We start from the raw sequence: 13,109 nt of genomic DNA on the forward strand, positions 1-13,109 counted from the left end.
AGGACGTCAAGCAAGAACCTTTCCCATCGTAGGGATGGACGATCGGTCGGCCATTATATTCAATCATTCGATCCTTTTACGGTCCTTTCTTCCACAGGGGGAAAGGTGAGAATCACCTCCGTTCCCTCTCCCTCCCGGCTGAGAATCTCCACGTCTCCTCCATGCTCCTTCATCACCTGGTGACAGATCGTCAACCCCAACCCCACCCCTTCACCCGGTTCCCGCGTCGTAAAAAAGGGGTCGAAAAGTCGATCAAGGTTCTCCTCAGGAATTCCGATACCATTGTCACACACCCGCAACTGCACCCCCTGCTTGCCTTCACCGACCGCATGGGCACGGGTAGCAATCTCGATCCTTCCCCCTTCCGGTATGGATTGGAGGGCATTGAGCAAAAGATTGAGGAGAACCTGCTTGATCTTCTGGATGTCGATTCGGACCGGGGGAAGTCCCGGATCTTCTCTGATCTTCACCGTTACTCTTCGCTTTTCCGACTCTTTCCGGGTGAGATCGATCATCGACCGGACCACTTCACCAAGAGGGGCCTCGGAGAAAACCGACATTGTGGGAGCGGCCAGGTTCACTAATTCAGAAATCAGCCTCCGGATCCGGAGGATCTCCTCCAAGCTGAGATTGCGAAAACGCTCCCAGAATTCCCGATCGACCGTCTCCGGACCGGAGAGAGGAAGCTCACTGATTTTCTGAGGGACCATCTCTAAAAAGGTCTGAATCGAGACGAGGGGGTTCCGGATCTCATGAGCGATCCCCGCGGCCAGGGTCCCCAGGGCGGAAAGCTTGTTGGCCCGGGCCATCTTTTTCAGGGTCTCGATCTGTTCCCGGTGGAGCCGGTCCCGTTCGGAGACCAGATGAAAGTGCTCAATCCCGCGGGTCAGGACCATCTGAAGGTCCTGGATCTCCCATGGTTTCAGCAGATAGGTATAGAGTACCCCTGCATGGATCCCGTCCGCCAGAACATCGAGATCCGAATAGGCGGTCACAAGGAGGAGGACCATCTCGGGATGACGGCTGTGGACTTCCTGAAAAAACTCCATTCCCGTCATGCCGGGCATTCTCTGGTCGGAAATGACGAGCGCAATAAACTCCTTTTCCAGCAGATCAAGACCCTCGTACCCACTTTTGGCGGTATAGATGGTAAAGTCATCCTGAAAATTGATGGCAAAGATTTCGAGGTTCTCCTCTTCGTCATCGACAAAGAGGATGGGGTATTTTTTATAATCAATCCGTTCCAAGAACTCCTCCTTCCGAAGCTCCTTCCGCTTTCGCCGGGCAACCCCCAACGGGCAGGATGACCGTCACTTCCGTTCCATTCCCGACCTCACTCGCAAGAGCAATGCGCCCGCCGTGATTCTCAACAATTCGCCGGCAAATCCCCAGCCCCAGCCCTGTTCCCTCTCCGCTTTTTTTGGTCGTATAGAAAGGCTCAAAGACCCTCGGAAGATCCTCCGGCCGGATTCCGGCGCCGTCATCCCGAATGCAGACCGAGACGGCATCCTCCCCTTTCGGTGCTTTTTCGATGGTAATCCGGATATTGCCGGAGCCCCGGATCGCCTGAACAGCATTGTGCAGCAGATTCAGGAAGAGCTGGTTCAACTGATCCGGATGTCCCATGATCCGGTTCCGGAAACGGTTTTCCGTGCGAACAGCGATTCGTCCGGCCATCTCATGATGCAAAATGGTGAGCGCCGAACGGAGGGGAGATTCCGGCAGAATCGGCTCCAGTTCCTCCGGACGTCTGCAGGCAAACTGTTTCAGATGAGAGATCAGACGGTGGGTCCGCTGAAGACCACGGGAAATGATCTTCATGATCCGCTCCGAGTCAACAATCGCCTCGAGCAATCTCGCGGCTCTCTCTTCCTTCTCCCCGGGACTCCCCTCCGCGGAAGCACACCCCCGGGAGAGTGCGTGAATTTTACGGAGCTTCTTCTCAAGGGCGGCCGTTCCGTTATAGGCGAAATTGACCGGGTTGTTGATCTCGTGGGCAAGGCCGGTAAAGAGAACCCCGAGGGAAGACATCTTCTCGGTATGAATTAACTGTGCCTGGGCCTCCCGGAGTTCCCGGAGGGACTCTTTGAGCTTTTGCGTCCGTTCTTCCACCTTTTTTTCCAGATCAAGATTCATCTCCTCAATCGTTGCCAGGGTCCGGGCGTTCTCAATGGCCACAGCCACGGTGTTCGCCAAACTCTCCATCAGGCTCAAATCATGTTGCGTGATCAGACTGCCCGATCGGACCTTGTCGGCAGCGATCACCCCCAAAAGCGACCCCTTGCTCACGAGAGGAGCGACAACATATTCACGGGTCCCGGTCAGCTCGGAGATCTTCCGCCCCAGATCCGAAGCCTGTTCTCCCGCCAGAAATTCGGCGGTCACGATCGTGGCCTGCTGCCTGCGGAGGACCTCTTCCGCGAGGGATGAGTTGAAATGAACGGGAACGGAGAGATTCCGGACGGCCTCCGTCAGTGCGGCATCCCCGTAGCTCCTGCCCTTCTGCAGGAAGGCCCCTGCCGAATCGGTCAGAAAAACTACAGACCGGTCAAACCCGAGCCGTTCTACCACCATCTTCAGGAGAATATCCAGAAGGTCCTCCATATGGAGAGTCCCTGTAACGGCCTGGCTGATTTCGTGCAGGGTGCGGACCCCGTCATTGGCCTTCTGGAGATTCAGATACTTGGCCTCAATTACCTTGACCGACTCCTCCAGCGCCTCGGTCTGCTCTTTGTAATGGTGGAGGACTCCCCGAAAATCAAAGACACGACCGACAAGATAGGAAGAAAAGAGAAGAAGAAACGGCCCCGGAAGACCGGGGCGGATAATGTTCATTCGGTCATTTACAAAAAGAATCCCGATGGCGGCCATCAGACCGAGGAACCCGTAAAAACGCCGGGGACGGTTCAGCCAGGAAAGTTCCACCCGGCAGGCTTCATCCCCGCGGGCCTGACAGCGGCTCTCCCTGACCTTCCCCAACGGCATGCCGAAGGCCCTGGGGATCCCGGCCAACTGCCCCATCCGGCTTTCACAGCAAACCCGATCGATCGGGTAGCCCTCCCTCATCCGGATACGGATGGTCGCCCGGTTCTTCTGAAGCTCAAGGATCTCCCACTCCGCCCCCTTGTTGAAATGGGGAACCAGCTCAGCGACCTTCCGCAGGACCATCCGGACATTGCCCAGGGCATAGGTAATGTAATAGAAAAACCCCCAGGACTTCTTGTCCCAGGACCGGGTTCCGGCAATATAAGGAGACCTCGGGTCCCCGGTCACCTCGACAAGGTTCTTCAGAAGGTTACAGTAGTAAGACCACGAGACCCAGTTGTGGTGGTCCTGAAGATAATCAAGCGAGAGCCCTGTTTTGCGGATCAGTTCCTCCAGCGCCTTCCGACCGTAAACCCCATCCATGTAAACCAGGATGCTGTTCAGGGCACGGCAACTGAACTCGCTTTTGACCATGGATTCGTCGAAGCGGTATGACTCTCGGCAGGATTCCATTGCTCCTCATTCCAATGAACCTTTGCGGCAGGAAGCACCAACAATCTCATTAGTAGTTTACAGACCGCTAACTCTTCGGTGCAAGATTGTAAACAATCAAAGGCAGGATTACAAGCAAGATCCGAATCCCGAAGCAAAAGACAGGCAAGATCGGGTGCGAGACCCTTCCTCAACGCCCCAGGACACTCCGGAGGACCTCGCTCATCTCCGCCAACCGGTAGGGTTTCAGCAGAATCCCCTGAAAGCCATAGTCTTGATATTGAGACAGAATGGGATCATCGGAATAACCGCTCGACACGATCGTCTTCACCCCCGGATCAATCCGCCGAAGACAATCCTGAGTCTCCCTGCCCCCCATTCCGCCGGGGATCGTCAGGTCCATGATCACCGCGGCAAAAGGCCGTCCCTCCTGAAGCCCCTTCCGGAAAAGAGCAACCGCCTCCCCACCGTCTTTCGCATAGACGACTTCAAACCCCATCTTCGACAGCATGTTTCCGGCGACATCCAGTACGAAGGCTTCATCATCCATCACGAGGATACGCCCCCGGCCGGTCCACTCCCGCTCCTTCCGGTCCCGGACGGTACGGGCATGTTTCGATGACGCGGGGAGGTACACTTTAAACGTCGCACCTTCTCCCTCAACGGAATCGACTGTAACACAACCGCCGTGCCGGTGAATAATTGAGTAAACGGAGGCCAGTCCGAGACCGCTCCCCTGCTCGCGGGTACTAAAATACGGATCGAAAATCCGGTGAAGATCCTTTCCGGCAATCCCAAGCCCCTCGTCCGTCACAATGATTTGTATATAACGGCCCGGCGCAAGATCTCCAGGAGCTTCCGTGACATTGGAGGCACCGACACGGATACAGCCCCCCTCCGGCATGGCCTGCACCGCATTGAGAGCCAGATTATTCATGACCTGTCCGATCTGATCCACATCAACATCGGCAAACCACAGATCCCCGGCAACGGAGAATTCCGCCTTTACATTCGTGCCGGTCAGGGCGAATTCTACGGCGTCACGGATAACCTGTTTAAGAGAGGCCGTTCGCTTCGCCGGTTTGCTGCCGCGGGCAAAAGTCAGCAGTTGCCGGGTTAATCCCTTGGCCTGCAGGGATGCTTTCTCCGCTTTTTCCGCCCGTTCAAAAATCAACGTTCCCGGTTGGCTCTCTTTTTTGAGGATATTTATGTTTCCCAGGATCGCCGTAAGGAGGTTGTTAAAGTCATGAGCAATCCCCCCGGCCAGGACCCCCAGGGACTCCAGTTTCCCGATTCGCTGCTGCTCCTCCTCCATCCGCTTCCGTTCCGTGATATCCATGATGGTGATAAGGAGTTTGCCATCCTGCGATACCTCCGGCGGAACCGACAGGGAGAGATAAACCTCCCGTCTTTCCCCCTGAAGGGTCTGCATAACAGCGTCCGCGGAAAAGGCCTTGCGCCCTTCGGCCAAGGCAATGAGGATCTCTTCAAAAACGGAAAATGATTCAGGCGTAAAGACCTTTTGAGGGGAACCGAGTAGCTCTGCCTTGTTCTCGGCACCGTAAAGGGCAAGGGTTGCAGGGTTGACATCAAGAACCTTCGTCTTCTCAACCGCTTCCCGGACCCGCTCCGGATGTCCCCGGAACCAGGCACGAAAATCCGTCACCCCCTCTGCCTTCAACCGATCCAGCCCCTCCAGCACTTCATGGAAATCTTCCTCCCAAATGGAGACGGTTGCCAAATTGAAGATATTCCTGTATCTTCGCTCCGACGCTTTCAGCTTTTCCCGGGAACACTCCATGGAGCGGAACAGAGGGCCGATGAGAGCCACACCGAATACCATACAAAGGGCACTCAACAGGGTCACCCACTCCGTTCGCAAATCCATCGGGGGCCGTCCACCGATGAGCAGGAAAAAGTAGGAAACCGTGTGACGGAGGGCCATCAGAAGAATGGCCAGGGAAATAAAGCCCCAGGACCTGCGACTCCCGGAAACCCGGATCAACCGGAAAGCCAGAAAGGCCGCAAGATACTGGAAGGAAACCGCAAGCAGCAATACCGGATCGGTCATCAAACCTCCTGACAGGGGGAAATTCGGAACGGTTTCAGCTTAACATTTTTTGATGGAAATTCAAGCAGATGATCCAGGTTCAGGGTTTAAAAAAAGAGTACGGCGGCCGGCCCCTTTTTGAAGAGGTTTCCTTTACCGTGGAACCCGGGGAACGGATCGGTCTGGTCGGAAGAAACGGACACGGCAAGACCACCCTCTTTCGGCTGCTTCTGGGAAAAGAACACCCCGACGAAGGGACGATCCGGATTCCGAAAGGGTACACCTTGGGGCATCTTTCCCAGAAGATCCTTTTTCGCGAAAAGACCGTTTTGGCGGAAGGATGCCGGGGACTTCAGGCCTCCGAAGAGGGACAGGATGAAACCTACCGGGTCGAAGCCATTCTGACCGGTCTCGGTTTTTCTTCTGAAGATTTCCGGCGCCGCCCTTCGGAATTGTCCGGCGGGTATCAGGTCCGCCTCAACCTCGCGAAAGTTCTCGTGTCGGAGCCGAACCTTCTGCTTCTCGACGAACCGACGAATTATCTCGATATTGTTTCCATGCGCTGGCTCACCCGCTTCCTCCTGAACTGGAAGAACGAGCTGATCCTCATCACCCACGACCGGGAGTTCATGGACCGGATCACGACCCATACCCTGGGAATCCATCGGGGACGGGTCCGGAAGATTCGAGGGAGTACGCACAAGCTATACGAGCAAATTCTCCAGGAAGAAGAGGTCTACGAGCAGACCCGCCGAAACGACGAGAAGAAACGGACGGAACTGGAGCTGTTTATCCGGCGCTTCCGGGCAAAGGCAAGCAAGGCCCGGGCGGTGCAGTCCAGAATCAAGTCCCTGGAACGGGAAGGGCAAAAAGCAGGGCTTCAAAAAATCGAAAACCTGAACTTTACTTTTCCCTTCGCACCCTTTTCCGGAAAATGGCCGATGGAAGTGACGGACCTCGCTTTCTCCTTCCCTCCGGACGGCCCTCCCCTCATCAAGGACCTGACGTTCTGGGTCGGCCCGCGCGACCGGATCGGCGTCATCGGGAGGAACGGACAGGGGAAGACAACTTTCCTGAATCTCCTGGCAGGGGAACTTTCACCAACCGCAGGAAAGATGATCCGCCATCGGAATGTGAGAATTTCTTACTTCGGCCAGACCAACGTCGACCGTCTCTCGCCCGACCGCACGGTGGAGGAAGAAATCCTCCTGTCCCACCCGGCCGTGGACCGGAAACGGGCCCGGAACATCTGCGGCGCCATGATGTTCGGAGGAGACCTTGCCCTCAAGAAGATCGGCGTCCTCTCCGGCGGGGAGAAAAGCCGGGTCCTTTTAGGGAGGCTCCTCGTCCGGCCGGCGAATCTTCTCCTTCTCGACGAACCGACAAACCATCTCGACATGGAATCGACGGAATCCCTTCTGGCCGCCGTCGACACCTTCCCGGGAGCGGTCATTTTCGTCACGCACAGCGAAATGATTCTCCATGCCCTGGCCACCCGGCTCATCATCTTCGACGCCGACCGAACCACCCTCTTTGAAGGGACCTACCAGGACTTCCTCGAACGGGTCGGCTGGAAGGAAGAACGGGTGGAACCTTCTGAAAAAGAGAAGAAGGAAAAGGAGGAGAATCCCCTGAGCCGCAAAGAAATGCGGCGGATGCGGGCCGGGATTATCGCAGAGAAATCAAAGACCCTCGGCACATTGAACAACCGGATCGAGAAAGTGGAGGCGCAAATCGCCCATTGCGAGTCTGAAGAAAAGGAAAGCTCCCAGGCCCTCCTTGTCGCCTCGGAGCAGGGAGACGGTACAGTGATCGCTGAAGAGAGTCAGCGTCTTCGCGAGGCGCAGGAGAAGCTCACCGCCCTCTTTAAGGAGTGGGAGGCCCTGACGGAGGAGCGGGAGGAAAAACTGAAAGAGTTCGACAGGCGCCTCAAAGAGGTTGAACCAAACTAACAAACTTTTTGCAAAACCGTCAGCCTTCCTTCTATAGATCCCATACGGCAAAGCAAAAAGCTCCGGATGCAAGGCGCGAAGATTTTGAGGAGTGAGGCGTACTTTTCGTACGCCGCAGCGAACGCAAAATCCGATAAACGCAGCAGACGGACTTTTTGCGAAGCCGTCAGCCCCGGGCGGATCTTTTCGCCCTCTTCTGCCCCGAAAGAATCTTCTTCCGCAGCCGCATGGCGCCGGGTGTCACCTCTAACAGTTCATCCTCTCCGATAAATTCGAGACACTCCTCCAGGCTCAGGGTCTTCGGCGGGACGAGCTGCAACGCCTCATCGGCGGCGGCGGCCCGGATATTGGTCAGCTTCTTCTCCCGCGTCACATTCACATCGAGATCATTTTCCCGGGAATGTTCCCCGACGATCATCCCTTCGTAGACCTCGGTTCGTTCCCGGATGAAGAGAGTCCCCCGCGGCTGAAGATGAAAGAGGGCATAGGGGGTCGCTTTCCCGGCCCGGTCCGCAACGAGCGTCCCCGTGTTCCGCTTGGTCATTGCCCCGTGCCACGGCTCGTATCCGTCAAAGAGGTGATTCACAAGTCCCGTTCCCCGGGTCTCCGTCATGAACTGGGAGCGGAACCCGATCAGTCCCCGTGACGGGATCCGGAATTCCAGCCGCACACGGCCGTGACCGTTATTCTGCATCTTCAGCATTTTCCCTTTCTTGACCCCCACCTGCTGTGTCACCGCTCCGACAAACTCCTCGGGGACGTCGACGATAAGAAGTTCCATCGGCTCATGGAGTACCCCGTCCACCTCCCGGGTGATGATCTCCGGCATGGAAACGGAGAGTTCGTATCCCTCCCTCCGCATCATCTCAATCAGGATCGCCAGTTGCAATTCTCCCCGGCCCATCACTTTGAAGGCGTCCGGCTGTGAAAAATCGACCCGGATCGAAACGTTGTAGAGCAGCTCCTTTTCCAGCCGTTCCCGCAGATGACGGGAGGTCACATAGGTCCCTTCCCGCCCGGCAAAGGGAGAGGTGTTCACGGCAAAGACCATGGACAGCGTCGGCTCGTCCACATGGATCCCGGGGAGGGGGGAGGGGTTCTCGGCATCGGTGATGGTGTCCCCGATGCCGATTCCTTCGATCCCCGAGAGGGAGACAATCTCACCCACGGATGCCTGTTCCGCCTCCGTCCGTTTCAGTCCTTCAAAGGTAAAGATCGACGTGACGCGGGTTTTGACGATCTCCCCTTCGGCATGGACCATGGCCACCGTATCTCCGACCCGGACGGTCCCGGACATAACTCGCCCGATGGCCAGACGACCCACGTAGTCACTGTAGTCGAGGTTCGTGATCAACAGTTGCAGGGGGGCCGCCGGATCTCCTTCGGGAGCGGGGATCGTTTCAAGAATCAGTTCGAAGAGCGGTCTCAGATCAACCGCCTTTTCCTCCATCTCCCGCCGTGCCTCCCCCTGCCGGGCATTGGTATAGACGATGGGAAAGTCGAGCTGCTCTTCCGTGGCATCAAGATCGATGAACAGGTCATAGACCTCATCCAGGACCTCCCCGATCCGTTCGTCGGGACGGTCGATCTTGTTGATCACAAGAATCGGCGGGAGTTTCAGTTCCAGGGCCTTCTGCAAGACAAACCGGGTCTGCGGCAAAGGCCCCTCCGAGGCATCGACCAGGAGGAGCACACCGTCGACCATCTTCAGGGTCCGTTCCACCTCGCCGCCGAAGTCGGCATGACCGGGGGTGTCGACGATATTAATCTTGACCCCTTCGTATTGAACGGCGGTATTTTTCGCAAGGATGGTAATTCCCCGTTCCCGTTCCAGGTCGATACTGTCCATGACACGCTCTTTCACCTCTTCGTTTGCACGAAACGTCCCCGACTGCTTCAACATCCCGTCGACGAGCGTGGTCTTTCCATGGTCGACATGTGCAATAATGGCGATATTCCGGATCTCTTCCCGTTTCATAATTCTTTCCCCATAAGTTCCCATAACCGACCGATTCGGTCACGATAGTTTTGGATTTCCTTCTCCGGATCGAGTTCCGGTTTTGCTTTACCCAATGCCTTCGCGATCTCCGGCAGAAGATCAAGTCCGGCCCCGTCGGCATATTCCAGGTCCAACCTTCTCCACATGAGGTCCTCCAGCCGTTCCGCCTGATCTTCCTGAATCGCCGATTCGATCTCTCCCCGCAGCAGTGTCCCGCCGATCACCTCCATCGCCGCTTCCCGACCGGAAAGATCTCCTGCCCGTGATCCGAGACGGGCAACGGCCCGATCAAGGATGGACGGAGAGATCCCTCTTCTCTCCCCTTCCTTCCGGAAGGAAGCCTCGGCTTCCGACAAACCGACCGCCCCCGGCAACGGCAGGTCACGGAAGGGCCGGGGAGAAGAAACCCCGACGATCGGAGCCGCCTTTTTGATCCCCTCGAAGACGGTCCAGGCGGCGGTGGTAAACTTCCCGCCGACCAGGCTCAGGATCGAACCGTTTCGAATCCAGAGGTGTTTCCTGGAAAGGCACACCGTCCCCTTCCGGCTCCCCCGCAACGGAAGGGTCCGGACGCCGGCAAAGACATAGTGAAGTCTTTCCCGATTCAGACCACTCCCGGGCAGGTCACGCTCCAGACGATGGAGGACCTCCTCGATCTCGTCTTTCATCGGGAAGGGATCCTGCGAAACCGGGGCCTGAATTTCCCGCTCCGTCGTCCCCACCAGGGTCCCCGCAAAATGGGGCCAGACAAAATAGTACCGGGCCTTTCCCTCCATGGGAAGGAAAAGGGCGGGACCGTTCCAGGGACGGCGAAAGAGGAGATGGGTCCCCTGACTGTAACGGATTTTCCGGGACAACGGAGCGGAAAGCGTTCCACAGGCCTCCGCCACCCAGGGGCCGGCACAGTTCACCACCACGGCGGCTTCTGTCTCGTACGATTTCCCGGAAATCCGGTCGGCCCATTCCACCCTGACCTTACCCCCTCCCGTCTGCTTCACCTGCCGGACCTCGGCATAGTTGAAACAGAGCGCCCCCTGACGACGGGCGGAGAGGATGTTCTCCAGGACCAGCCGGGCATCATTCATCAGCCCGTCGTAATAGATAAAGGCGCCTTTGAGAACGCGATTCTCAAAAAGAGGAATCCGCTGCTGCCGGGCCGGAACCCATCGGTGCCGACGTTCCTGCTTCCGGACAAAAAGATCGTAAAGCCTTAAACCCACGGCCAGCTTCCAACGCAGGAGATGCTCCCCCTTCGGCACGGGAATCATGAACTCCCGGGGCTTGACCAGGTGGGGAGCCGAAACGAATAGGCCTTCCCGGGCCCGGATCCCCTCAAAGACCTGCTGAAAGTCAAACATCTCCAGGTACCGAAGTCCTCCGTGGGCCATCTTGGAGGAGCGGCTCGAGGTAGCCGAAGCATAATCGTCCCGCTCCAGGAGGATCGTCTTCCAACCGTTCAGGGCGGCCAGACGGGCAAAGGCGGCGCCATGAATGCCGCCGCCGATCACCAGGAGGTTGCAAGAGGGCTCCCGCAACAGCAAGTCGAGATCTTCTTCGCGGCGGATACCGAAGAGCTCTCTTTCTGGCATCGCCATTTACGCACTCCCCTCGCGGAAACAATCGGGAAAATCGGTGAAGATCCCGTCCGCTCCGAGGGATCGAAGACGCTCCATTTCATCCGTCCGGTTCACGGTAAAGACAAAAACCTTGAGCCCCTGACGATGGGCCCTCGCAACCAGATCCGCATCCACAAAATTCCGGTGCAGGTGGAGCGAGACCGCACCGACGATCGAGGCGGAGCCGATCGGATCCCGTACCGGGCCGCGGAAGAGAAGCCCGACGGCCACCGACGGCGCAAGAATATGGAATCGTTGTAACGCCGCATGATCCATGGAGGAGACAAGCAGATGATTCCGAAACCAGGGAAGATTGCCGGGATCTTCTTTCAGGAAATCCGCCAGGGGCGCCGCCGTCTCCGATCCCTTCAACTCCACGTTTATCCCGGCCTTTCCTTCAACACAGTCAAAAACCTCACGAAGAAGGGGGATCCTCTCCCCCTTTCCGGCATCAAGGGAACGAAGATCGGACAGGGAACGCTCCATGACCCGGCCCGTACCATTCGTCGTCCGCTCCAACCGGTCGTCATGGATAACAATGAGTTCCCCTTCCACGACATGGACATCAACTTCAACCCACCGGGCGCCGAAGTCAAGCGCCTTGGTGATCGCCCGAAGCGTATTCTCCGGTTCACGGCCCCCGGCCCCGCGGTGCGCAAAGATTACAAATTCGTCTTTCCCGAAGATCCCTTCTTCCATGGCCGTTCCTCCTGATTCCGACGACAAGGTACTCCATGGAGAAGGAGGGGTCAAGACGAAAGGCTGGAACGCACTGTACCAGGCACAGAGGAACAAAGGGGCAAAGAGAAAAAAATTAAAAAAAATTCGCGACTTTTGCTCTATTTATGTTACTAATAGGACATACTCGAAAGGCGAAGCCAATATTGTCCGGAAGGAGGTGACACGGTTCACGAAATTCCGCCGGAGGGACGTTGGGGCGCTGACCCTGACGGGGATACCCCGCGGTAACGGTTTCGCCCATTTTTCCTGCCTGCTTGATACTCCTCGCATCTAAGTGCATGACATCTACCCACGCTGAAAAAGAGGAATGAATTCCACCGGTAACCGGAGGCCTGCGGTTTGGGCAGCGCCTCACTTACAAGGAGGAGTGTAATGATGTTCATTCTGAAAAGAGTATGGTTGTGTCTGCTTTGTACCTTTTTTCTTCTGCAGCCCCTCGCTGCATCGGCTTCACTGATCATCAATGAGATCATGTACAATCCGGCCCGGGTGAGCGACTCGAACGGGGAATGGTTCGAGGTCTACAATTCCGGCGCCGCGGCAATCGATCTGGACGGCTATACTGTAACCGCCGGATCGTACAGTCTCTCGATCGGATCCCCGCTGATGATCCCAACGGACGGGTTTGTAGTCTTCGGCAGAAAAACCGATTCATCGATCAACGGCGGGGTCACCGTCGATGAACAGTTTTATTTTACTTTAAGCAACACAGCCTCCGAGACCCTGACCCTGACCGCTCCGGACAGTACGGTCATCGACAGCGTCACCTACGGAAGCAGCCTCGGCTTTCCGGTGACCAACGGGGCGTCCATCTGTTACACCGGAGTGGGAGATGACAACGACGGGACCAACTGGGTGAGCGCCGAAACGATCGGGATGACCTATGGAGACGGTGATTACGGAACGCCGGGTGCACCCAACACGGCTACCGTGCCGGAACCGGCCTCAATGCTTCTGATCGGAACGGGACTTTGTGGTTTGCCGATACGAAGAAAGAGATAAAAGGAAAAGGATGCCATGGGAACTCAGAAGGGGTTACGACCCCTTTTTGAGCTCCCGTACCAGCCGGTTGATTGCTTCTTTTCCCTCCCGGTTCAGCCCCCGGAATTCAATTCCCATCCCCGCTTTTTCTGCCCGGTTGTCCTCCGCCTCAGCGGCGCCGTCGGCGGCCGGGAGATCCTTCACCCAGACAACCTCTCCCGTGCTATTCAGCGGAGCATCCCGGTTCGGCAGGTAAAACTTGAGCTGTACCGTTGTACCGACCGGCAAGGGAT

At 56.9% G+C, this 13,109-nt stretch carries 9 protein-coding genes; 2 read left to right on the forward strand and 7 right to left on the reverse strand.

From position 1 onward, the window contains the following. Positions 1–59: 59 nt before the first annotated feature. The 3 genes from GXP58_07615 to GXP58_07625 form a co-directional block, all read right to left on the reverse strand. Positions 60–1,247 carry a response regulator gene (locus GXP58_07615; protein ID NOY53471.1) on the reverse strand — a complete coding sequence of 396 codons (1,188 nt, stop codon included), beginning with the start codon at positions 1,245–1,247 and terminating at the stop codon, positions 60–62. Then, on the reverse strand, positions 1,234–3,498 hold the full coding sequence (locus GXP58_07620) for a GAF domain-containing protein (GenBank protein NOY53472.1): 2,265 nt from the start codon (positions 3,496–3,498) through the stop codon (positions 1,234–1,236). Before GXP58_07620 ends, GXP58_07615 begins: the two co-directional genes overlap by 14 nt. A 169-nt stretch (positions 3,499–3,667) precedes the next feature. Then, positions 3,668–5,548: a response regulator gene (locus GXP58_07625; GenBank protein ID NOY53473.1), complete on the reverse strand. Its 1,881-nt coding sequence runs from the start codon at positions 5,546–5,548 to the stop codon at positions 3,668–3,670. A 68-nt stretch (positions 5,549–5,616) separates the two neighbouring features. On the opposite strand from GXP58_07625, the gene GXP58_07630 reads away from it, so the two are divergent. Continuing rightward, entirely contained in the window at positions 5,617–7,479 is a 1,863-nt protein-coding gene (locus tag GXP58_07630) for an ATP-binding cassette domain-containing protein (protein ID NOY53474.1), read from the forward strand. Between the two features lie 166 nt (positions 7,480–7,645). Here GXP58_07630 and typA read toward each other — a convergent pair whose 3' ends face one another. From typA to GXP58_07645, 3 genes are read right to left on the reverse strand one after another with little or no spacing between them, the layout of a single operon-like run. After that, positions 7,646–9,481 carry a translational GTPase TypA gene (gene typA / locus GXP58_07635; protein ID NOY53475.1) on the reverse strand — a complete coding sequence of 612 codons (1,836 nt, stop codon included), beginning with the start codon at positions 9,479–9,481 and terminating at the stop codon, positions 7,646–7,648. After that, on the reverse strand, positions 9,454–11,073 hold the full coding sequence (locus tag GXP58_07640) for a glycerol-3-phosphate dehydrogenase/oxidase (GenBank protein ID NOY53476.1): 1,620 nt from the start codon (positions 11,071–11,073) through the stop codon (positions 9,454–9,456). The genes typA and GXP58_07640 overlap by 28 nt, the downstream gene beginning before the upstream one ends. Then, on the reverse strand, positions 11,074–11,793 hold the full coding sequence (locus GXP58_07645) for a glycerophosphodiester phosphodiesterase (GenBank protein ID NOY53477.1): 720 nt from the start codon (positions 11,791–11,793) through the stop codon (positions 11,074–11,076). A 414-nt stretch (positions 11,794–12,207) separates the two neighbouring features. On the opposite strand from GXP58_07645, the gene GXP58_07650 reads away from it, so the two are divergent. Beyond that, complete coding sequence (locus GXP58_07650; GenBank protein NOY53478.1) at positions 12,208–12,837, forward strand: PEP-CTERM sorting domain-containing protein; 630 nt, start codon at positions 12,208–12,210, stop codon at positions 12,835–12,837. A gap of 33 nt (positions 12,838–12,870) precedes the next feature. Here the strand turns inward: GXP58_07650 and GXP58_07655 are convergent. Continuing rightward, positions 12,871–13,109 (reverse strand): hypothetical protein (locus tag GXP58_07655; GenBank protein NOY53479.1); only part of this gene is annotated, 239 nt, incomplete at its 5' end.

It is taken from the genome of Deltaproteobacteria bacterium, from assembly GCA_013151235.1.
In the GTDB taxonomy this organism is placed as follows: Bacteria; CG2-30-53-67; CG2-30-53-67; order CG2-30-53-67; family CG2-30-53-67; genus JAADIO01.

Excerpts from the sequence above, each read along its gene's own strand:
- GXP58_07640 (NOY53476.1), bottom strand. The coding sequence starts at position 11,073 with ATGGCGATGCCAGAAAGAGAGCTCTTCGGTATCCGCCGCGAAGAAGAT.
- GXP58_07625 (NOY53473.1), bottom strand. The coding sequence starts at position 5,548 with ATGACCGATCCGGTATTGCTGCTTGCGGTTTCCTTCCAGTATCTTGCG.
- GXP58_07650 (NOY53478.1), top strand. The coding sequence starts at position 12,208 with ATGATGTTCATTCTGAAAAGAGTATGGTTGTGTCTGCTTTGTACCTTT.
- GXP58_07620 (NOY53472.1), bottom strand. The coding sequence starts at position 3,498 with ATGGAATCCTGCCGAGAGTCATACCGCTTCGACGAATCCATGGTCAAA.
- GXP58_07645 (NOY53477.1), bottom strand. The coding sequence starts at position 11,793 with ATGGAAGAAGGGATCTTCGGGAAAGACGAATTTGTAATCTTTGCGCAC.
- GXP58_07630 (NOY53474.1), top strand. The coding sequence starts at position 5,617 with ATGATCCAGGTTCAGGGTTTAAAAAAAGAGTACGGCGGCCGGCCCCTT.
- typA (NOY53475.1), bottom strand. The coding sequence starts at position 9,481 with ATGGGAACTTATGGGGAAAGAATTATGAAACGGGAAGAGATCCGGAAT.